Annotated in this window: 20 protein-coding genes, 1 pseudogene and 1 other annotated feature; of the genes and pseudogenes, 5 read left to right on the top strand and 16 right to left on the bottom strand. The window is 28.5% G+C overall.

What is annotated here, in order from left to right; genetic code table 11:
• The 6 genes and pseudogenes from BM119_RS17280 to BM119_RS17255 form a co-directional block, all read right to left on the bottom strand.
• Positions 1-1,037, bottom strand: a 1,037-nt coding sequence (locus BM119_RS17280; protein ID WP_177199481.1) for an AAA family ATPase, incomplete at its 3' end; no start/stop codon positions are given.
• A 445-nt stretch (positions 1,038-1,482) separates the two neighbouring features.
• Positions 1,483-2,028, bottom strand: coding sequence for a tryptophan transporter (locus BM119_RS17275; protein ID WP_090042968.1), 546 nt, complete (start codon positions 2,026-2,028; stop codon positions 1,483-1,485).
• A gap of 217 nt (positions 2,029-2,245) precedes the next feature.
• Positions 2,246-2,524: a binding site (T-box leader), on the bottom strand.
• A gap of 230 nt (positions 2,525-2,754) precedes the next feature.
• On the bottom strand, positions 2,755-3,216 hold the full coding sequence (locus BM119_RS17270; protein WP_090042967.1) for an RICIN domain-containing protein: 462 nt from the start codon (positions 3,214-3,216) through the stop codon (positions 2,755-2,757).
• A 97-nt stretch (positions 3,217-3,313) separates the two neighbouring features.
• Positions 3,314-3,736 (bottom strand): hypothetical protein, encoded by a 423-nt coding sequence (locus BM119_RS17265; protein WP_090042966.1) that lies wholly within the window; start codon positions 3,734-3,736, stop codon positions 3,314-3,316.
• A gap of 595 nt (positions 3,737-4,331) precedes the next feature.
• Positions 4,332-4,511 (bottom strand): hypothetical protein, encoded by a 180-nt coding sequence (locus tag BM119_RS17260; RefSeq protein WP_090042965.1) that lies wholly within the window; start codon positions 4,509-4,511, stop codon positions 4,332-4,334.
• A gap of 31 nt (positions 4,512-4,542) precedes the next feature.
• Positions 4,543-4,767, bottom strand: a pseudogene (locus BM119_RS17255) (AAA family ATPase); the annotation flags it as partial.
• Between the two features lie 405 nt (positions 4,768-5,172).
• Between BM119_RS17255 and BM119_RS17250 the strand changes: the two are divergent.
• Positions 5,173-6,237, top strand: coding sequence for a phosphotransferase (locus BM119_RS17250; protein ID WP_090042964.1), 1,065 nt, complete (start codon positions 5,173-5,175; stop codon positions 6,235-6,237).
• A gap of 494 nt (positions 6,238-6,731) precedes the next feature.
• Here BM119_RS17250 and BM119_RS17245 read toward each other — a convergent pair whose 3' ends face one another.
• The 3 genes from BM119_RS17245 to BM119_RS17235 all read right to left on the bottom strand — a co-directional run bounded on the left by BM119_RS17245 (position 6,732) and on the right by BM119_RS17235 (position 10,946).
• Positions 6,732-8,036 carry a Na+/H+ antiporter family protein gene (locus BM119_RS17245; RefSeq protein ID WP_090042963.1) on the bottom strand — a complete coding sequence of 435 codons (1,305 nt, stop codon included), beginning with the start codon at positions 8,034-8,036 and terminating at the stop codon, positions 6,732-6,734.
• 839 nt (positions 8,037-8,875) lie between these two features.
• Positions 8,876-10,423, bottom strand: a complete 1,548-nt coding sequence (locus tag BM119_RS17240) for a DUF4179 domain-containing protein (protein ID WP_090042962.1) — start codon at positions 10,421-10,423, stop codon at positions 8,876-8,878.
• 1 nt (position 10,424) lies between these two features.
• Positions 10,425-10,946 carry a sigma-70 family RNA polymerase sigma factor gene (locus tag BM119_RS17235; protein ID WP_090042961.1) on the bottom strand — a complete coding sequence of 174 codons (522 nt, stop codon included), beginning with the start codon at positions 10,944-10,946 and terminating at the stop codon, positions 10,425-10,427.
• A 250-nt stretch (positions 10,947-11,196) separates the two neighbouring features.
• On the opposite strand from BM119_RS17235, the gene BM119_RS17230 reads away from it, so the two are divergent.
• Both BM119_RS17230 and BM119_RS17225 read left to right on the top strand, forming a co-directional pair.
• Positions 11,197-11,742, top strand: a complete 546-nt coding sequence (locus BM119_RS17230; protein WP_207647693.1) for a sigma-70 family RNA polymerase sigma factor — start codon at positions 11,197-11,199, stop codon at positions 11,740-11,742.
• Positions 11,723-13,087 carry a DUF4179 domain-containing protein gene (locus BM119_RS17225; RefSeq protein WP_177199480.1) on the top strand — a complete coding sequence of 455 codons (1,365 nt, stop codon included), beginning with the start codon at positions 11,723-11,725 and terminating at the stop codon, positions 13,085-13,087. The genes BM119_RS17230 and BM119_RS17225 overlap by 20 nt, the downstream gene beginning before the upstream one ends.
• A gap of 133 nt (positions 13,088-13,220) precedes the next feature.
• On the opposite strand, the gene BM119_RS17220 is transcribed toward BM119_RS17225, so the two are convergent.
• The 4 genes from BM119_RS17220 to BM119_RS17205 all read right to left on the bottom strand — a co-directional run bounded on the left by BM119_RS17220 (position 13,221) and on the right by BM119_RS17205 (position 17,352).
• Complete coding sequence (locus tag BM119_RS17220; RefSeq protein ID WP_090042958.1) at positions 13,221-14,111, bottom strand: GNAT family N-acetyltransferase; 891 nt, start codon at positions 14,109-14,111, stop codon at positions 13,221-13,223.
• Between the two features lie 164 nt (positions 14,112-14,275).
• A complete protein-coding gene (locus BM119_RS17215; RefSeq protein ID WP_090042957.1) occupies positions 14,276-14,773 on the bottom strand; it encodes a GNAT family N-acetyltransferase in 498 nt (165 codons plus the stop codon).
• A 63-nt stretch (positions 14,774-14,836) separates the two neighbouring features.
• The gene (locus BM119_RS17210) at positions 14,837-15,373 is read right to left on the bottom strand and encodes a GNAT family N-acetyltransferase (RefSeq protein ID WP_090042956.1); all 537 of its coding nucleotides are present in this window, start codon (positions 15,371-15,373) and stop codon (positions 14,837-14,839) included.
• 701 nt (positions 15,374-16,074) lie between these two features.
• On the bottom strand, positions 16,075-17,352 hold the full coding sequence (locus BM119_RS17205) for an MFS transporter (protein ID WP_090042955.1): 1,278 nt from the start codon (positions 17,350-17,352) through the stop codon (positions 16,075-16,077).
• Positions 17,353-17,469: 117 nt separating this feature from the next.
• Here BM119_RS17205 and BM119_RS17200 point away from each other — a divergent pair, with 117 nt between their 5' ends.
• Both BM119_RS17200 and BM119_RS17195 read left to right on the top strand, forming a co-directional pair.
• A complete protein-coding gene (locus BM119_RS17200) occupies positions 17,470-18,288 on the top strand; it encodes a MerR family transcriptional regulator (RefSeq protein WP_090042954.1) in 819 nt (272 codons plus the stop codon).
• A 213-nt stretch (positions 18,289-18,501) separates the two neighbouring features.
• A complete protein-coding gene (locus tag BM119_RS17195) occupies positions 18,502-19,827 on the top strand; it encodes a DUF4317 domain-containing protein (protein WP_090042953.1) in 1,326 nt (441 codons plus the stop codon).
• Positions 19,828-20,124: 297 nt separating this feature from the next.
• Here BM119_RS17195 and BM119_RS17190 read toward each other — a convergent pair whose 3' ends face one another.
• From BM119_RS17190 to BM119_RS17185, 3 genes are all read right to left on the bottom strand, one after another.
• Positions 20,125-20,730, bottom strand: a complete 606-nt coding sequence (locus tag BM119_RS17190) for a Fic/DOC family protein (protein WP_090042952.1) — start codon at positions 20,728-20,730, stop codon at positions 20,125-20,127.
• Between the two features lie 2 nt (positions 20,731-20,732).
• On the bottom strand, positions 20,733-20,906 hold the full coding sequence (locus tag BM119_RS20060) for a hypothetical protein (protein WP_177199479.1): 174 nt from the start codon (positions 20,904-20,906) through the stop codon (positions 20,733-20,735).
• 303 nt (positions 20,907-21,209) lie between these two features.
• A partial coding sequence (locus tag BM119_RS17185) for a GyrI-like domain-containing protein (RefSeq protein WP_143087334.1) occupies positions 21,210-21,817 on the bottom strand: 608 nt, incomplete at its 5' end.

Raw genomic sequence — 21,817 nt, 5'->3', positions numbered from 1 at the left:
TCATCAATAGTTTTGCTTATAGAATCTCCTTTGATTAAAGTCTGAAGATCATTTTTTACATCCTCAGAACCTTTAGCTAAAAGAATATTAACCAAATCATTTGAACTAGTATTTACCCAATATGGCTTTAATCCTTCCTCGTAATTGTTTAAATAATTTAATATAGACCAAGGATTATATATTGTTATATCTCCAAAATTATATCCATTGTACCATTGTTTAATATTTTCAAGTTCCTCATTTATATTATACTGTGAAGCTAAATTCTCAACCTCAGCTTCTGTAAATCCAAAACTACTATTAAAATGCTTGTTTAATACAGTACACACCGATAAATTATTTAATCCTGAAAATATAGATTCCTTTGCCACTCTAAGTATTCCCGTAATCATTGCCTTTTGTAAGTAAATATTGTCCTTAAATGCTCCACTAAGTAGGTTTCTCATAAATTCTATAGTTTCCGTATAGTAGTTATTTATATAAGCTGCTTGAATTGGAACATCATATTCATCTATTAAAATTATTACCTTTTTATCATAATAAACACTTAAATACTCTGAGAGTCTTTTTAAAGTGTTTGATAAATCAATTATATCCGCTTTTTTATTCATTATAGAATTAAAATATTCCTTATCAATATGATCAATTTTATCTGAGTCTAAGCAATATTTATGCTCCTGATATAACTTACTTAATAAACTTCTTAATCCAGCATTAAAATTTTCAAATGAACTATGCTTCTCATCTTTAAAGGATAAATATATAACAGGATACTTTCCTTGAATGTCCATAATATCATTATGATTTTCTATATCAAGCCCTTTAAAAAGATACCTATTATCTTCTTCACTATCCTTAAAAAAGTACTTTACCATACTCATATTAAGAGTCTTACCAAACCTTCTTGGTCTTGGAATTAATATAGTTTGACCATTACTTTCCCAAAATTCTTTTATTAATAATGATTTATCAACAAATAGATAACTTTCATCTATTACTGTCTTAAAGTCACTTATTCCTATTGGTATTCTTTTCAATTTATTCACCTACCTTATTAACGCCTATATATAGTTTATTAGGATATGAAATAATAATATTAATTTATAATTAATACAAATTCATCATGCCAACATGAATATACATCTTCTTTTGAAATTCAATTCAACTATTATTTTAATCTTGTATAGTATTTAAATACATATCATGTTAAGGTTCAGTCACTGTAAAATCAAGATTTCTATATTTATATAATATATCCTAAATGCTTATAAATCAAGGATTGGTTGAAATTTTACCAACTGATTTTTATTTTTTAAATTTTTACTTAAAAGCACTTATTAAACCATTGATACTACAAACTTTTATCAGATTTAGGCACATGAAAGAAAATAATAGACAAGCATACTGGTCTATTATTTTTTTTGAATGTGCCTTAACTTTAAATTTTGATTGGCAAAATAAATTCAACTCTTATAAGTAAACTTAATTATAACTTCTCGATCTTTTAAAAGCTAAATTTATTACTTTATGTAAAGCTAGTCCACTCACTGTATTTATAGCTACAGTAGGTACTACAATAGTTGAAAACAATATAATAAATGGTGCTGGTAATCCTACTATTGCTTGCGCTGATAATAAAAATACTACCCCACTTATTAAAGTTCCTATAGGTAAAACAATAGTTGTAATAAAGTAGTTTTGCTTTCCTTTATTAAATACTTTTATTTTATCTAAAACACATATCAATATATAAACTAACTGTGATGTAATTAATTTATCTGCTATATTGGGTAGTTGTCCACCTGGAAATTTTGTCGTCATAGCTGTAAATACCCCTGTTATTATGGCTGATACCAATATACTTTTGTAATCTTTTTTATTAATTACTATTATTATAATCATCATAACTAAAGCAAAATCAGGTTGCATTGGAAGTCCCATCGCAGGAGTGATTTGATGTAATATAGCACCTATTGCTAAAAGCATTGCATTTATTGTTAGCATTTTTGTTTTATTATTTGTTCCCATAATTGTAACTCTCCTTCTTATATCTATTTTTCTTAGCTGTATTTCTAAATAACCTTTGCTTTTTGATGCGCAATACCTTCACTTCATATAAATCACACCACCTTAATAATTTTTTTAGTGACAAGTTTACAGTGACAAGTGACAAGTTGAGGTTGAAAATAACTTGTACTTAAACACTTTTAAATATTTTTGGCAATAAAAAAACTCCGTCCTAAATTAATAGGACGGAGATATTATCCGCGTTGCCACCTAAATTGCATAAATTTATATAAAATCATCAGATGAATTTATATAAAACCATGCCTCTTAACTTCAAGTACTAACATACTCTATCCGCTATAACGTGCAGCCCACGATAACCAGTACTTTCTAAAAAAAGATTTCCCTTTATTCCTCTAAGGCCCATTCACTAAACTTTTTCATGCTAGGATTCCACCATCCCCAGCTCTCTTTAACGAACCTAAGTTTAATTACTACCCCTTATCAAAGGATTGAGACGTTATTTATTTTATAATTATGATATTCGTTATATCTCTATATGTCAAGCTAAATATTTTTTATTAAGAGAATTTATTATAAATCAAATAAGAGAGCTGCTTAAAAAATTATACACAAAAGAGCGGTTTCTTTGGAAGCGACTCTTTAATTTTATGGAAAAAAGTGAGCTGGCTCACTTTTTATTGTGAGACAGCCCTTTGTATAAATTAATAAAATTTTTATTATATTTTAAGCCATCATTGGTGTATTAACTTCATCGTGAGATAATTTAACAAAAGTCCATACTTGTGCAGCAGTTGGGTTTTCAGCATAAAGTATAATAGGGTTATTATCAGCTACTACTTGACATTTATTGTCTATCATGAATTGTGGATAAGCAACATTCTTAATAGATCCAAGTTTTGAAGTCCAATCCCATTGTTGAGCCGTATTTCCAGGTATATAACTTGAAATAATAATAGGAGTTAGTGAAATAGGTGATCCTTGAATGCTTAATACTAAATTTTCATCTGCAGCACTTCTAATTACTTGATTTGTTTCATCAAAAATCCACTGTTGTCTTGCATTTCCTATACCTGTTACATGATAAAGCACAACTTGTGAACCTGAACCAACAGTTTTTGCTGTTATGCAATAATTAAGATTGTTTGAGTAAGCTATCAAATACTTAGATCCTGAACAATTATCCATTTTAGATTTCCCCCTTATTTTATTATTTTTTTAGTTCCGTTTTACTTGTGATTTCAGTCAATCTTTCATCTACTTCTTGAAAATGCTCATCTAATTATTAATAACGGTTATTAATGGCCTTATAGTTCTTTGTAAACTCTCTGCTAGATTGCCATAGAATTATATCGTACTCATAACCAAATGCGTATAAATGTGCATATAGCTTCAATTCATCTATATCAAAAATTATTGCAGCTCCAGCCAAGTGACCAAAAGAAGCTTCTAATTTAGGGTTGTTTTTATCTATTCTTCCATGAATCAAATTAACTTTTCCAACAAAAGGAATTTGCACATCAACTTTTAATTCAAAATAAGAATTCAATATATTTTGTTCATCTATATACAGATCAACTTCAATTATAAAAGGACCTATATTTATAGATTGATGGACAGGAAATCCAGTCCAATCTATAGAAGATATATCATCTAAGAAATGTTCCTTATATAAACCTGATAAGTTTTTAGAAACAGTATAATCCATAATAAATCTCCTTTTCAAATATATTATAGATAATAGTACATATAATACTATACTACATTATATAATATTACTTTTCGACATAATTCGTGTATGTATTACAACAAATAAATAAAATTTTTATCTATGATAAAGGCTTGGAATGGAATCAATGGTAACTTGTAGAAAAAATAATAACCAGTTGATTTTTAAAAATGCCATTTTGAAAAACCCTTTATTTTCTTATTTTTTTAGTTCTATTTTAGTTCTAATCTAATTTATTCCCAAAATTTTTTGTCTTGATATTCGTAATCTAACATTATTTTAAATAGCTATAATCACTTAAATTTTTAACGGTAACTTTATTGTGAAGCTATATTTAAAAGATTTATAGGCAAAATATGTTTTTTAAATAATATATTTCTAAAATTACAATATTTAAAGGAAACCTCATAATTGTATTATGGAGCTTTCTATCAAAAGTTAAAATAAAAAAATAGTTATCCCTTATGACAAAGGGATAACTACTATTTTTTATAAATCTATTAAGGCACATTCAAAAAAATAACAAATCAATATCCTAGTCTATTTTCTTTCATGTGCCTAATGCATTAAACTTCTAAACATAAACTTGAAAAATATCCTTATCTTGAACATTTACCCTCTCTTCTTTAAACTCTTTATTCTTATTAAAACTAAATATAAGTAAATATCCCTTATCTAAATCATGAATATCCAAATAATCACAAAGCTGCTTTAATCCGGCCTCATGGTAATTTTCACCCCTCCATATTTTCATATCGATTATATATTTAAAATTCTTATAGGTTATCCCCAATACCTTCGAAACTAACACTTATAACTAAATATTCTTCCCTTAATGATTTTTTAAGTTCACTTAAAGTTGTAGTTTTGCCATATTGCCTTGGTCTATTTATAGTAAAATAAAATTCATTATCTATAAGTTTTTTTATTTCCCTAAGCTTATTACTTATATCAACCATATAATGTTTTCTTGGCACACATACACCTGTGCTATTAAATCTCTTTTCCATAAATACACCACCTTACTTCTAGAATCTTTATTTTCTTGATATTACCTGTAATATCCTTATCTTACCATATGGTGAATAATTGGTGATACCCCACTAGATAAAATTCAGATAGTGGAAAAATGCCACTAAATTCTATATTATAAATAATTATTTTTTAGTTTAACTTCATGTCATTATATTTAATATTGTTTAAATGCTTAAAGTATATACACACAACTTGGTTTTACTTACCTCAAATAATAATAATATAATCAATAAAAAGGTTATAATGTTAAATTGTAGAATACTTATATACTATATGCTACAAGGATAAATATAAAAAGCTATTAGGCACATTCAAAAAATAACAAATCAGTATGTTAGTCTATTTTTTGCCATACTAAATTTTTTAGGAGGATATTTATTATGAATTACCATCAACTAAACAATATATTATCTAAGCTAGAAAAACCACAAAAGCTTAAAGAATTTACTCTTATAAATCGCTGTAGAGAAGATGAGGATAGATTTATATACATAGTTAAATTAGAAAATAATGAATCCTTTGTTATAAAATTTTATAAAAATAACTACAATACAATAGAAAAAGTAAATGGATGGGCAAAGCTAGCTAGAATCTATAAAAAGCATGAACTTAAGATACCCGAATTCAAGATGTTTGAAGATGGTAATTATGCAATATTAAATGAATATGATGGTGCTTCTTATTTAATTTGGGTAGAAGAATATATATGTAAAAAAACTTTAGATGATCTTAATCTAGATAAGAATATGGGTAAACAATTACTAAATCAAATTGGCTATTGTCTTGGTAAAATGCATAGTATTGCAAGGAGTGAAAATCTTAAATTTACTTGGAATAGTCCTTGGGTGTTATTTGACACCTTTAGTGAAGATGATAAATTTGATGAAAATTATTTAAATGCATATAGTTTGTATACTGAATTAAAAGCTCTTCCCGTGGACCTTCATTTATTAGAAAACATTTGGAAATGCTATAACAAAATAAGAGATAAACTTAAAATTGGTTATGATAAACTTCCAAATGGTGCTGTTCAAGGAGATTTATCTACAAATAACATTTTACTAGATGATAATCATAATTTATATGGAATTATAGACTTTAATATTGCTGGAAATGAGGTTTTTGTTAATCATATGATGGAAGAAAGTGTTTTCCTTTCTTATGCTAGTGATGATTTCTGGAATACTGAGGAAGAAATTCTTGAAATGAAATCTAAGCTATATAACTTTATAAACAGTTATTCTGAAAACTATGCCTTATCTAATGAAGAGATTAATAAAATTGAATATTTATATCAGATAATTAGACCATTTCGAATGGAAAAAGTTTATCCAACTATAAGACTTGCACATGAAGAAAAGGATTTCAAAGAAATTAATAAAAGACTTCAGTGGATTTATTCAGAAATGAATGCTCCATTTAATGTACTGGATATATTGGGTTAATACACACCGTCCTAATTGAGAATTGACGATTACTGTTGGAAGCCATGGACTTCCTAAATATAAAGTTGAAGGTTGAGAGTGGGTATAAAACAAAAGGCTAAGCCTTTTTTAGTGACAAGTTGTTGAAAGTTGAAAGTTTGGGTTAAAAATCACAGATTTTCTTTAAGTATATTTTTTCAAAATTTTAAATCTTCATGAGAAGATTTTTTCTTGAATTGTCAATTCTCAATCGTCAATTCATTTCAATCTTCCTAAGAAGATTTATCCTTCAATTATCAACTAAAAAATCTATATAGTTATCCACAGATTTGAAATTTTATAATTTTCTATACATTAAAAACCCCCTGCTACAATATAACAAGGGGTTTTGTTCACTATGATTTTTCAATATACAACTTGTACAAAATCTAAAATTTTATTCTATTACTACCTTCCCTAATACTTACACATTGTAAAAGAAGGTAAATAACACAAGCTACTAACATTCATTTCATTTAAAGCATCAATGAAGCTACCATACCAAATATCATTAATGATATATTATAATGCAAAAATGTTGGTACACAGGTATCCCATATATGGTCATGTTGAGAATCTATATTAAGTCCAGATGTTGGTCCAAGAGTACTATCTGATGCTGGTGATCCTGCATCACCTAATGCTCCAGCTACTCCTATTAATATAATTATAGCAAGTGGACTAAAACCTAGCTTTATTCCAAGTGGACAATATATAGCTGCTAATATTGGAATAGTACCAAAGGAACTTCCTATTCCCATTGTTATAAGAAGTCCTACTAAAAGCATTAGTAAAGCTCCAAAGAATTGACTTTGTCCTACTAGAGAAACTATAGAGTTTACAAAAGACTCTATTGCTCCAGTTTCCCTTAATACATTTCCATATCCAGCTGCAACAAGCATAACAAAGGCTATAAATCCCATAATCTTAATTCCGCCATTCATTAAATCATCAATTTCATCAAATTTAATGGCTCTTGTTATAATTAAAACTATTAAGGCACATAATCCTCCTAATGGTAGTGATTTTGTTAAAATCTGAACTACGAATGCAGTTATAGCAGATATTAATACTAACCAATGGGTTCTAGTCATTTTTAAATCTTCATTATCATTTGAAAACTCTTCTAATGATATGTTTTTATATTCCCTAGGTTTTCTATAAGTAAAAAATACTGCTACCAAAAGACCAACAATCATTCCCACTCCTGGTATCCACATTACTTTACTTACCATATTAGTTGTAACTTCTATGTTGTTAGCTATCATTTGGTCTCTTATTATATTTTGAAATATAAGACCAAATCCTATTGGAATAGCTATGTAAGGGGCTTTTAATCCAAATGTTAAAGCACAGGCAACAGCTCTTCTGTCTATTTTTAATTTATTCATAATAGGTAGAAGTGCAGGAATTAAAATAGGTATAAATGCTATGTGTACTGGAATAAGGTTTTGAGAAAAACACGTTATAAATGCTATTATTAATATAAAAGCAATTTTATTTTCCTTAACCACCTTAGATATCTTTTTAGCAAATATAGCTGCGAGGCCTGTCTTATTTACTGCAACAGCTAAAGCTCCCAACAATAAATAACTAAGAGCAGTTTCTGAGTTACCTCCCATACCACCTACCAATAGAGACATAGTTTGTCCAAGTCCTAAGTTTGCTGTAAGTCCAGCAACTATAGCTGAAATTAACAAAGATATTATAACGTTTACTTTTAAAAGACATAGAATTATCATTACTGCAATAGAAATAACGACAGGATTTAAAAAATTCATAACACCATTCTCCTTTATATAAATTTAATTTATTAAATAAATTACAATTTAAGATTTGTCTAACACAATATATAAAAGATTTATTTAAGGTGAATTTTTTAAGGTGTTTATTGAAACTATTATAGTGTCTTTCCTAGTACATATACTGTATTTAATTTATAGAAATGTTTTTACATTAATAATTTTGAATTTACTTTAGGCTTTATCCCATGTCTATGGGTTCTAACACTCTAAATTTCTACAAGTTTGAGATATTTGTCCTGGATAAGTTCTTCTAAGAATTACTTTATACAAAATATATAATTCTAAATAGAACTAAAAACTTATTCCTAAATGATTTTTTAACTGATACGTTATACTTTTGCATAAAATATTTACATATTATGCAATTTACTTAGCTGTGATTATACCATATCAACTTTTATAAAGTGTTTAATTGTTGGTTATGGTTCTCTATATAGAATATGTAAACCTTCCAAAAGCCTTTATCTCCACGTTAAAATGCTAAAGTGTTGATTATGGTATAGGATTTTAAATTTGTTTTTAACATGTTAAATAAAAAAACTCTTATTAATTATAATAACAAATTTTAGAGAGAAAATAAAGAAAAGTTTCATTTTACTGAAAATTTAATCTTTTAACTTGGTATAATTTAAATTTAAAATTGTACTTGACAAAGGTGCAAATTCATCTAAACAGGAAAATGTAAATTCATAAAAATAAAGCCACTCAGTTACTTACATATAACTGAGTAGCTTATTTAGTCATCTTCAAAAAATAATAGCCCAGTATTCTTGTAATCTGTAGTCTGTTATTTTTTTAAGATGCCTTATTAAATTCTATTTTAGCTTTACAACTATCTTGTTTTCTTCATTGCACTTAAGTTCCTTTGCCATAGGAATTGCTATTGTATATTTTTTACTTTTATCTATTGGTCCAAGCTTAAAACTAACTTCTTTAGTTTCTATATTTTCTAATACTAGACCTGCATTCCCTTCCCAAGTACATGTATCATTCATATCCTCATCAAATATAACTAAGTTTGATAAATTTCTATAGTCATAAGATCCATCTATCTTCATATTAATCTTTGTGGATTTATCATTAGCATCTATATTGGTAATAGTTACTTTATCGGTATTATTTACTTTTATTTCTTTTCCTACTATATCATCAATTGAAAGAAAAGCCTTGCTTCTATCAATGTTTAAATAGTATGGAACAATACTCAAGCCATAACCCGACTTTAATTGTTCTTGGTCTGGTTCCCTAGATGTAAATTCTTCTTTTCTGTTTATTTTACTTACTGAATCATTAGTACAAATAAGTAATGGTACTTGTATTTTCATTTCATCGCTTTGTGTTGTTTTATTTCCATTAAGATCTCGTATTTGTGCACTTTCTACATCTTTTAAGATCAACCTATCATCTTTAAATGGTATTATTTCTATATATTCTACATTTGATAAATCATTTAATATCTCTAATTCTGTTTGGTAGTTTCCTTCTCTGTCTGAAAATCCGTGTAATCCTTCTGTGTACAATTCATTTCCATTATTATCTTTAATAAGATAACTTAATCTACTTAATTCTATCTCTGAATTTATTTCACTGTTATATTTACCTTTAATAACCAATCTATTAGTTAGTTGTGTTTTATTTAATCTATCTACCCAAAGCTCTCCCTCATCTACTTTTACAATTCTATCCCCTGTATAACTTTCACTCTTTATATCCTTAATTGTTTTTATGTTATATTCCCAATTTCCTTCTGCAAGTACATTCTCTCTTCTTTCAATACCTCTTATTCCCAAATCAAGTTTAATCTCTTCATTTAATTTTATATTTGATATATTTGCTTTTAACACTACAGCTCCCTTAGTTTCATTTATAATTGTTACCGTTTGGCCCCTAGAAGAAGGAGTTTCTCCATTTACTTTTAAATTAAAGTTTGGCCTAAAGAAATCTCTATGGTTGTTCTTATTCTCATAGCCTCTTAATACTTCAGATTCTACTGTAAAACTTGCCATAAGATTATTATCATCAATAATTATTTGATCTAATGTAATCTTTACTCCATCTTTATTTATGGTTTCATTTATAACCTTGCCTAATTCCTTATACTTATCAACATTGTATCCCATACCCGTATCGTTAAAATACTCAAAAACTCTATTTATAATTGGAATTGCTGATACTATTTCTGGATTTATTATCCCTGCTGTAGTTATTGATACTACTACAAGTGCAGCAGCTACTGAAGTTCTCTTTATTATCTTATTTCTTTTCTTTGCCTTTCTTTGCTTTTTACCTTCTTCAAAACCCTTTAATATTGAATTATCTAAACCATCTGGTATTTTTATTAACTCTTTAATATCCTTACACATATTAAATAATCTCCTTTTTCATATAACTTCTTAAAGCTGTAAGCCCCTTATTTAAATAGGTTTTTACAGTGCCTATAGGAATGTCTAAAATCTTTGATATTTCTTCAATAGTTAAATCATCAAAATATTTTAAAATAATAACATCTTTATACTTGTCCTTAAGAGTATCTATAGCCTGAAGCAAATATAATTTATCATCCTTTTCTTCTTCAGCTCCCCCAACCTTATTTAATAATTCTCCTTGTTCCATGCATATAAGCTTTTGCTTTTTCTTATAGGTGTTTATAGATATATTCATAGCTATTCTAATTATCCAAGTGTTAAAGTACCTAGGTTCCCTTAAAGTATTTATTGAAACATATGCCTTACATACAGTTTCCTGGACAATATCTAAGGCCATGTCCTCATCCTTAACATAGGCATATGCCGTTCTATATATTTTCTCTTTGCATTGATTAACAAGACTCATAAAAGCATTATCATCACCTTTAATAGCCTTTTTAACTGTTATCTCATCTAACATATATGTCTTTCTCCTTAACTTTAAAGTCTTTCTTTTATTGCTCTCCACACTAATTAGACAAAGCTTACTGCCAAAAGGTTTTGCTTTTCAATAAAATAATTATTGTGTTTTTGATATAATTTATTATACATTATGTGAAATTAGTGGATTATTTTTAAATAAAATGAATTTACGTGAACCAACCTGCTTCTAATTTTATCTAATGGGTGTAAAAACTTCGAAGTTAATTACTGTTTAGTAGAAAGGAGATATGAGTTTGGATTTTGAAAATGAAGTTATCCTCGCTATAAAAGGCAATAAAGACTCTTTTGCAAAGGTAATTAAAAACTTGGAATTGTCTATGTATAGAGTATCTAAAGCTATACTAAAATCAGATAATGATTGTGCAGATGCAATTCAAGAAACAATTCTTAAATCTTACAAAGCTATAACTACCTTAAAACATCCAGAGTTTTTTAAGACATGGATTATAAGGATTCTAATAAATGAATGCAAAAAAATTAATATTCAAAAGAACAAAGTAATTCCTATGGAAGATGTCATTATTGAAAAATCTTTTAATAATTTTGAAGAAAATCTTTTAATTCAAGATACTCTCAACTTATTAGAAAACGACTTAAAAGATGTGGTTTTATTATATTATATTGAGGATTTATCAGTGAAAGATATTTCGGACATACTTAACATACCTAAGGGCACTGTAAAGTCTAGACTTTCAAGAGCAAGGACGAAACTTGCTATTATACTAAGAAAGGATTTTAAGGAGAGTGATGTTTATGAAACAGAAGGCATTTGATAATGAAGTTAAAAATGCATTTAAGGATTGTAATACACAGGTTCCTACTTTAGTTCATAACAGAATAAGTGAAACCTTAGATTCATTAAGTGAAATAGATACATTAGAAGAAAAGGAAAGTAAGAAACCCTTCATTAATAAGAAATTTATAAAAGGTGCCATAGCTGCCTCTCTTGTTGGTATTACATTATTTGGAGTTACTATGACAAGCTATGCAAACAATATTCCAGTACTTGATTCTATCCTTAGTCATTTTGGGATAGGTAGTGGTTATAATAAAATTATTACTCAGTGTGGAGTATCACAAGAAATTAATGGAATCAAACTAACTATTGATAATGTGATTTATGACGGATATGAATTATTGGTTGCTTACACAATTGAAAGCACAGAATCTTTAAAAGCCGCCCCTATAATTAACCCAAAAGCCTTGATTTCTAATGTTGATAATTCTTTATTTAAATTTAAATCTAATGTTCATTTTAAAAATCAATATGGGGAATTTAAGGAAAATGATAATAGATACTATTCTGGTGTAATGATGTTTGATATAGATGAAAACAGCTTTAATTCTCAGGATAAATCAAAAAGTGTTAAAGAAATGGTTATTGATGATCATAAAATTAATTCTTCAGCCTTACCTAATAAATATGTTCTAGATCTAAGCATAGATAACTTAGGTGATGTTCAAGGGAGTTGGAATTACAGCTTAACTGTAGAAAGTGAGAAAGCTAAAGGTAATGTAAAAGAGATAGATGTAAATAAGGATTTATCCAATCTTTTTCCAAAAGCAAAACTTGATAAAGCTATACTTACTCCTATTAGACTTTACTTACAAGGTAGTCTCTCCAGTAAAAACGTATTTTTAGGCTATATAGTAATTAATGATGAAAATAAACAATTAAAAGATGTTGGTGGATCTACTGTATCATTCAATGAAGATGCAAGTTATATAGGTGAATTTGATACTGTTGACATAGACAATAAAACTTTAACCTTAATACCTTATAATTATTTTCAAGGAGAGCATAACAATGAGGTCACCCTTAATTTAAGTGGTGAAACTAAAGTACCTCTTGGCTCAAATAGAGAATTAACCATAACAAAAGCAGAAGAAAAGGACGGTAAGACATTTATTCATTACGAATCTGATTTTCCAGTGTGGCAATATCTGCCCTTTCATTTAATGGATTCTAACGGAATAGATTATATGAAACATGAAACTATTGTACAAAACGAAGAAACTATTTTAATATATGATGATTTATTGTTAAGTAAGGATTTAAAGGTTATAAATAATACTACTATTCACTATGATGATGCTTTTACAATAGATATTAGGTGATTTATATTATTAAATTAGTTTTAAACTGTAATCTTTTTATTTCTAAGTTAATTATTAAATTTATCCAATAGCCCTAAAATAAATGGCAGCCATATAACTTATAAGTTATATGGCTGCCATTTATTATTGTATTTTATTTTTTCCTCCATATGGTTGAAGTTCTAAATGGACGCAATCCGATACTGTAATAGAACTGCTGTGATGATCCTACTAAAGCTGTCTTTGCTCCCAGTTCCCCAACACGTTTAATTCCTTCTAAAACTACTGCCTTTCCTAATCCCATCTTTCGATATTTTGGATCTGTTGCTACAGGTTCTATTACTGCATAACCTACTTCTGGATCATACCACATTCCACAATACGCAGCAAAATTTCCATCTGGAGCAACAGCAGCCACCTTTAAATTTAAGTCAACATTAGGACGAATCATCTCTTCTTTACATAAACATTCTTTTTCTTTTGTAAATTCAAATTCTCCTTCACCATTTAACTCGTGATTAAATCCTTTCCATAACACACTCAAATATTGACATAGATCAAAGGTTTCCTTCATGGTAGTAATATGAAATCCCTCTGGTAAATCATATTCTGTAGATGTCTTATCTAAATAAAAAATTGCATCACTTTCCTTCTCATGGGTAGCACAAAATCCTAGACTCGCTGCAGTATCTTGAAATTTCAAGTCAGTATCTACAACAATAACCCCAAATTCTCCTTTACTAGAAAGATTATCTTTTGTATATAATAACATCTCTTCTTTCAAAAAATCATATTTGGGCAAAGTTAAACAAAATGCATCTCCTAATTGACAATCGAAAGTTGCTACCCCTACGATTTGTTCATCATCTTCCCAAATACCAATTTTACCTACAGATGACCTGTCTAAGTACCCATGTGTTGCCATCCAATCCCATCTTGTATATGTGAATTCTGCATATCCTAATCTTATAAAAAAATTCCTAACTTTATGATAATCTTCTGTAATACCTGGTTGTTTTGTATAATTTCTAAACTGTATTGTCATAAATATCCCCCTTTTGCTACCATTATATGCTTATATTAAAATGATATATATACCGAATTTAATACATAATCATTCTTTACCTATAATGAAAAAGAGCTTTGAAATATTTAAGCCTTCATCTTATCATTGGCTCTTTACTACTTGAATGTGGTATCTCCCTTTGATTACACATTAAATATCTGAACATTACCCTCTAAATCATCATGTTTCTCTTTTGATTCTATATATTCAATGCCTTGCTTCTCATAAAATTTTGCCAAAAAATTCACTGCTGTCTTATTAGTTGATATTTGTATAATTCTATATTTTCCTTTATATTTATCTAACAAAATTTTAATTGCAGCATTGCCTATACCCTTCTTTCTAAAACCCTTTAATATAAATAGCTTATGAACAACATAATCAATATCTTTTGGAACGTATTTCCCCATATTAAAAAGAACAAAACCTACCACTTCATCTTGATAAGTTATAAAATAAGGAATTAAATCGTCTGATTTAAAATATAATTCTAAACCATCATATTCAAACTTCCCCTCCTCATTAATTTTCAAATCAGCTGCAAACTCTGATAAATCGTGTAAATATATGCTCATTAAATTCTCCAGCTTTGCCTTTGATTCTATGTTTACTGGTTCTAATTCTATTTCATTTAAATTCATTTTATAAATCCCCCAATTAATTTAATTTCACTTATAACTCTTGAAATAACTTAAATGCACTATCTATTTGGATGTATTATTAAATGTAAATATTAGTTTATACCCATCAGATGTTGACCCATGCTTTTCTTCAAAGTTACCCTTGGTATAATCACTAATAGTTTTTCTCCAAAACTTTTCTGCCCTTGGGTTTGTCCCTGATGGTGCCACATATAATCCCCATTCACCTGAAAATTTATCAAATATCTGCTTTGCTGCAATAGATGCAATATCTTTTCCTCTATATGGTCTTAATAAAAAGAACTCGTAAACATAATAATCCATTCCTTTAGGACCAAATTCACCAGTTGATACTAAATTAAACCCAGCTGGTTTTCCATCCACCATTACAATAAATGGAAATAGCTGATTAGGCTTCTGGAACCAAACATTTTGAACATCATATTGCTCATCTAATGTTTTTATAGGCTCATCCTCGTAAATACCATATTCATTAGGTACATTCCCATAAACCTCTGATAAGTCATGCAAATATAATGGATAAATATTTTTTATGATGTTTGCATTTTCTTCATTTGCCAAAACTACTTTAACCTCCAAAATCTCATCCCCCATCTAATAAGTCACATGAAAGAAAATAACAAGTCAAAATAGACTATCATACTGACTTATTATTTTTTTGAATGTGCCTAATATAAATTGCAAAATAAATAGGCCATTATATTTAATTTGAAATTCGCCTTATAATGTCTACTTAAAATCAGATAAAGTTTCCTTATAAAACTCTCTAAGGAAATCATATCATGACTTTAAATAAACATTCAATTTCATAAATAGTTATGGCTTAATTACGAGCATAATCTCTTCTAGTAACACATTATTTCCTTTAATATATTTCAATGTCTTGCCCTCCTCTATTTTTATAGATTTGATGCAAAAACTACCAAAAACTCAGTAATGTGTTACAAGAACCTAAGTTAATTAACATCTATTTTAAAGCAATTTTTTAAATTAGGCTCCTGATAAAGCATTGCTTCTTTGTTTCATTGTAGTCTTTGCAGGAGCAAATTTTAAAACTTCTAAAAATCTTGTTGACTTTCATAGTACCACCGCCTTCCTTATTTAAGTATATATCATGTCTTACATTATAAGTCTAAAAAATTCTACATTACTTATAGTAGAGTTCTCCGTATCATCAGCAAGTGATAACACCTTTTTCTTTCTCAATTATATAACAACTTCATTTATTAAAAAATAAGAAGTACCTATTTAGATACTTCTTATCATTATAATACAAAACTTTATCCTACCTTAAGATTATGCTCATTACATGTACTTTTCTCAAATTGTTTTTTATTTTGGATTTCTTTTAAACCTTTTATAGAAATATTGGATTTTAGTAAGGCAATCCAGCTGATTACACCAATTATGATAAAGCCTAATACACATATTCCAAGTCCGCTTATATAGTTAGACCAAGGTAAAGCACCTATGACCATACCAATACTTCCTAATATTGTTTGTGTAAAATTAATTAGAGAAGATGCTGATCCACTATCTCCTTCTTGTTGATTTAGTAAGATATCCGTACTAAATACTCTCATGATGCTTTCTGCAAAAGCAAATGGGATAAATGAAAGTAGAAATAATACAGGTGAAAGACGTCCTAAAATAATAAGCGCCATTCCGCTAAAAATGGCTAGTACAAAGCACAACCATGTAATTTTTTTTGGATCAACTTTTCCATTTATCTTTATATAGATAAGTGGTCCTAAAACAGAACCTGCCGCATTTATACCATAGATATAGCTGTAGGCGGTTACAGATAGTCCAAAAAAATCAATATAAACATATGAAGATACGGCAACATAAGCCATATAAGGAGCTGCAAACAAGGATGCAATAATCAATAAATATGTAAACCCCTTATTCTTTCCTACAACTACAAGCCTTCCCATTGTATTTATTAACTTTCCATCTAATCTTTTGGAAACAGGCAATGTTTCAGCTAATAAAAATGAAGCTATTAAACATATAATTCCTATAACCGCATAAGCTACAAAAATTGCTCTCCAACTAAAACACTGCAATATAAATGCTCCTGCAATAGGTGCAACCATAGGAGCAATTATAGAAATAGACGTAACCACTGCAAGTATGGTACTCATAGCTTTTCCCTTAAAAGAATCTTTAATCAGAACAATTGAAATTGCTAACATACCACCAGCACCAATAGCTTCAATGATTCTAAAAAATATCAATTGCCAAATATTTGTAGAAATCGCACAAAGACCACTAAAAACTACATATAAAAACAAACTTATAATTAAAATAGACTTACGACCATGCTTGTCACTAAGAGGTCCAAAAATTAAAAGTCCAAAAGCCATAAAAATATAAAAGCCTACCAGCGTTAAATTCATTACTGACTCAGAAGCTGCAAAATAAGCATTCATATATGGAAGCCCTGGCAGATACATATCAACTGAAAACATAGGAGCCATACTCAGTACAGTAATAAGTGCAATAATTCCTCCTTTTTTTAAATACTTTTGTTTAACTAACATATCTTGTTTCATATAAAACCATCCTATCCGTGAAATTTCATTGGCACCATGCTGATGCCTTGCTTTTTAACGTCAACAGTCATATTATAAAGTGTGGGGTTACCCAATAGTCAATAGGAGAATAAAAAAATGTCGAAAATTTTTTTCAAAGCAGGAGAGTTTGCTGCTTTATGCGGTGTAAAAAAAGACACCCTATTCCACTACGATGAACTAGGCATTTTGAAGCCTGAAATTGTTGCAGAAAATGGGTATCGTTATTATTCAACAAAGCAGCTTACGACCTTTGATATTATCCACTCACTCAAAGAGGTCGGTACACCTCTGAAAGAAATTAAAAGCTATATGGAAAAACAAAATACAAATAATTTTTTGTCTATTCTAAAAACAAAACAAAAACAACTAAAAAAAGAGCAAAAACGGCTTAATCAAATAAAAAAGCTCCTCAAAAATACCATAGCCACTACAGAACATGCACTGTCAGTTAAGTGCGATGAAGTTCAAATTGAATATTGTACTGAGGAGTATTATATTGTTATCGACGCACCAGAAGTTAGTTATACAGACGAAAAAGCTTTCCATATAAAATTACAAGAACATATTTCATACTGCCGCAAAAATTATTATTATAATGAATTTCAAATTGGTGAAATCGTACTTTTGAAAAACCTTAAGCAAGGCCTATTTGAGAGAAAGTACTTTTGCAGCAAAATAGATCATAAGACAAATAGTGAATATCTATTTATAAAACCTGCGGGAATTTATGCTGTGTTATTTCACAAGGGTGCTTATGAAACACTGCCGGATGCTTACCACAAACTTAAAGAGTATATTGAACAAAACGGCTACAAAATCATTGGAAATGCCTACGAGGAAGATCAACTCTATTATCTTTCAGTGAGTGACCCAAATCAATATTTATTAAAAATTTCCATTCAAATTGATAAATAACATAAAAGCTACACAAAGTTGCAATACTTGATGTAGCCTTTTCCTCTTTATATCATGCTTATTAAAAAAAAGATTTAATGCTTATCGTTTCCATATCATCTTCCTTAAATTCACCTAATAAAATCTTTAATTAATATAAAAACAATACTATAATTAATAATAATATATTAATTAAGTCACATGAAAGAAAATACTAGATTGAGGGGTTTGTATATGAAAAAAAAAGATATACTTGAGTTGAAAAAACGTTTAAAGAAAGATCATTGTACCTTCACTAAAATGTGTGGTTGCTATGTTAATGGTGAAAAAAATATTATTTTAAATTTTAGAGAAACCTTTTTAAATTTAGAGGAGGATGAGTACTTTAAGTACTTAGAAATTGCTAAAAAGGTCCTATCTGGAACTATTGGCAACAATATTTTAGAACTTAACTTTCCACCTAATGAAAATCTTGAAAATGAAAAACAACTTTCTCTTATACAACTAAAAAAAAGCCAATTAAAGGATGATGCTCTGCTTCAAGATTTTTATAAATCTATTATAGATAGTTATGATTATACTGGTAATTTTTTAATACTAGTTTTTCATGATGCTTATGATGTTATTACTAAAACTACTGATAATACTAAAATAGATGAATCTGAAGAAGTATATGAGTATGTTCTATGTGCAATATGTCCTGTTTCACTTTCAGATCCTGGGCTTAGATACTTTGAAGAAGAAAAGAAAATAAAGCCACGTATTAGAGATTGGGTGGTGGATGCTCCAACCCTTGGCTTTGTGTTCCCTGCTTTTATTAATCGTGGTTCAGATGTTAACTCTGTTATGTACTACACTAAAAATGCAAAGGACCCACATCCTGAATTAATGGAAAAGGCTTTAGGTTGTTCTTCAAAACAGACTGCCACTATCCAAAAAGAAACCTTCCAAACAATTATTAAAGATTATATTAACACTGATGAAAAAAAAGCTGAGAAAACTTTTATTGAAATACAAGAAAACCTAAATACTATGATAGATGAATACAATGAAATCTATGATGATACAGATGGTGAACCTATAACCTTAACACAAAAGGATATACAAAATCTTTTAATAGAAAGCGGAGTTCCTGAAGAATCTACTACTAAAATTGAAAAATCTTATTTAGAAAACTTTGGTGAAGACTTGCCTTTAGCAGAGCATTTAATTGACTCAAAAATACTTAAGGCAAATGCCCAAAGGAAAAAGGAAGAACAGCTTGAAAAGCAAGTAGAAATACTTCAAACTAAACTTGAGCAAGTTAAACAAGAGGCTGCTGTAGATAATGAAACTCACCTTTCTACAGAAGTTAACGATGATAATGTGGTTTTAGAAGAAGCTCAGGATACAAATTCAGAAGATAATAAGGTTACTTCTCACTATGACGTTATACTTCAAGTAAAACCTGAAAAAATACCTCAAATAAAATCTCAAATAATTAATGGTCAAAAATGCATAGTTATTCCTATTAATGAAAATGAACAAACTACAGTTAATGGCTTAGATGATTTGATTTAGGTACATTCAGAAAAATAGCAAATCTCAAAAATAAAGTTTGCTATTTTTCTTTACTCTTTCTCATAAAATATAAAATTCCATCCTATTTGCTGACTAATATTACTACTAAATACTTGTTAAAAACTTCTATCTTACTAATATATAAATTGGAATTTTGTAGTGGAGTTACTAATATAGATATAGTAACAAATTTCTAGTTTATATTATCTATTTTTTCCATTTTATTAAATTAGAAATAAATGTGTATTAAAACACAAAAAAATAAGAAGCAGAAATTATGTCTTCAGCTCCTTATTTTTATAATTTTGTTAAAGCTCTATTAATCAATTGTTCCATCATAGTGTAGTTTAAATTAAATGCATTAACACTTGCTTCTAACATTTCTTGACTAGTAATTTTCATAAAGTCAAATTGATACCCAACATGAAAACTTAGATATTCTATAAACATTCTTTGACTTCTACCATTACCTTCTCTAAATGGATGAATGGCATTAATTTCACCTAGATAATAAGCCAATCTCTTTGCCAAATCAAATTTAACTTTGCAATCTAGTAAATAATTTTCTTTTTTTAAATTGCTTAATAGCTCTTCCATTTGTTCTTCAATAAAGTCAAACCTACAAAATTGATTACCTTTTGCAATATTTACATTTCTAACCATACCAGCCCAATCATAAATATCTCCAAAAAGAAAACGATGTATTTCCTTTAAATGTTCAAAATCGAATTTACCATCAATTCTTTCTACTAAAGCCTGCGCTGTACGCAATGAAGTAATCTCACGTTCAGCTTGTTTTAACTCTTTTTCATCAGTAATATTCAACTTGTTTTTCAGTATAAATGAATTAGGATAACAATAAAAGCTATCATATTCATATTCGTAGCTATAGTCGCTATTCATAATTAGTTAACCTGTCTACGTGTATATTTATTTATTAATAAATTTACTGCATATTCAAAAGAAACCTTACCCTCAATACATTCCTTCACACGTTCTTTATCTTCTTGTAAAAGAGGCATGCCCTCCATATTCATAGTTGCATCTACATTTTCTATAATTCTTTCTGTATTACTCATTAACGCACCTACTTTCTATAAATTTCATATTGATATTATATCATTTACCTCACTATTTATAAAGGCTTTTCACATTACTAAATTATTCTTGTAACCTAAGTGTTAAATTATTATTTGTCTCTCATGATGAATTAATTATAGCATATTTTTAAACATTATTTTACAATTTTGTGCAAATTTTTATATTCACAAGATTTATCATCAACCTTCTTCTGGAAACAAAATAAGAATGAGAACCTCCTCCATCTGGACTTGGTTCTCCTCCGTTACTTAAAAGTTATGATTTTATGCTCTTTTGTGCAGTTATTTTTTCTTAACAGGAATCCAAATTTCACTATAATAGTTTTCATCTTGAATACCTTGCGGATAATCAGCCACATTGGTATACATTTCAATATTATAACCTGCTGCAATTTCATAATCCTTACAATTAGGTAGCCATTCTGAGAAGATTTTTCTGTTCACATCTTGCAGAGATTTCGGCATTCCACCCTTGCAAGCAAAAACAGCCCACGTGTGTTTAGGAATAACCTTTGTAACAAAACCATTAGGAATTTCCATAGACGGATTATAATTGTCTGCAATCAAATATTCAAACTCATCTGAGCCCATTTTCTCATCTATGCATACTCCATACATTCCACATACAAATTTACCCTTTCCTGTTTGATAATGCTCTGTCCAAAACTGAGGAACTTCTGTAATTGCATTATCATATTTAAAAATCCTTGATACACACATAACAGTAAACGAATCTTTTTCAACAATTTTGTAATCCATAATATAACCGCCTTCCAATGAAAATTTGATTTTCAACGGAGCAAATGATTTAATCATTGCTCCATCTTTTCGAACAGCAGTAGGTGTGACACCATGAAATCGAGTAAAAGCTTTTGTGAAACTATCTGGTG

This window comes from Clostridium frigidicarnis, assembly GCF_900111985.1.
Lineage (GTDB): Bacteria > Bacillota > Clostridia > Clostridiales > Clostridiaceae > Clostridium_Z > Clostridium_Z frigidicarnis.
Note: the sequence above shows the minus strand (reverse complement) of the source record. Positions and strands in the feature narration are given on the sequence as shown.

Bases quoted from the DNA above. Each gene is read 5' to 3' on its own strand.
- BM119_RS17200 (WP_090042954.1), top strand. From the start codon at position 17,470: ATGTCGAAAATTTTTTTCAAAGCAGGAGAGTTTGCTGCTTTATGCGGT.
- BM119_RS17235 (WP_090042961.1), bottom strand. From the start codon at position 10,946: ATGTTAGATGAGATAACAGTTAAAAAGGCTATTAAAGGTGATGATAAT.
- BM119_RS17260 (WP_090042965.1), bottom strand. From the start codon at position 4,511: ATGAAAATATGGAGGGGTGAAAATTACCATGAGGCCGGATTAAAGCAG.
- BM119_RS17220 (WP_090042958.1), bottom strand. From the start codon at position 14,111: ATGACAATACAGTTTAGAAATTATACAAAACAACCAGGTATTACAGAA.
- BM119_RS17195 (WP_090042953.1), top strand. From the start codon at position 18,502: ATGAAAAAAAAAGATATACTTGAGTTGAAAAAACGTTTAAAGAAAGAT.
- BM119_RS17265 (WP_090042966.1), bottom strand. From the start codon at position 3,736: ATGGATTATACTGTTTCTAAAAACTTATCAGGTTTATATAAGGAACAT.
- BM119_RS17275 (WP_090042968.1), bottom strand. From the start codon at position 2,028: ATGGGAACAAATAATAAAACAAAAATGCTAACAATAAATGCAATGCTT.
- BM119_RS17205 (WP_090042955.1), bottom strand. From the start codon at position 17,352: ATGAAACAAGATATGTTAGTTAAACAAAAGTATTTAAAAAAAGGAGGA.
- BM119_RS17190 (WP_090042952.1), bottom strand. From the start codon at position 20,730: ATGAATAGCGACTATAGCTACGAATATGAATATGATAGCTTTTATTGT.
- BM119_RS17230 (WP_207647693.1), top strand. From the start codon at position 11,197: ATGAGTTTGGATTTTGAAAATGAAGTTATCCTCGCTATAAAAGGCAAT.
- BM119_RS17225 (WP_177199480.1), top strand. From the start codon at position 11,723: ATGAAACAGAAGGCATTTGATAATGAAGTTAAAAATGCATTTAAGGAT.
- BM119_RS17215 (WP_090042957.1), bottom strand. From the start codon at position 14,773: ATGAATTTAAATGAAATAGAATTAGAACCAGTAAACATAGAATCAAAG.
- BM119_RS20060 (WP_177199479.1), bottom strand. From the start codon at position 20,906: ATGAGTAATACAGAAAGAATTATAGAAAATGTAGATGCAACTATGAAT.
- BM119_RS17240 (WP_090042962.1), bottom strand. From the start codon at position 10,423: ATGTGTAAGGATATTAAAGAGTTAATAAAAATACCAGATGGTTTAGAT.
- BM119_RS17245 (WP_090042963.1), bottom strand. From the start codon at position 8,036: ATGAATTTTTTAAATCCTGTCGTTATTTCTATTGCAGTAATGATAATT.
- BM119_RS17270 (WP_090042967.1), bottom strand. From the start codon at position 3,216: ATGGATAATTGTTCAGGATCTAAGTATTTGATAGCTTACTCAAACAAT.
- BM119_RS17250 (WP_090042964.1), top strand. From the start codon at position 5,173: ATGAATTACCATCAACTAAACAATATATTATCTAAGCTAGAAAAACCA.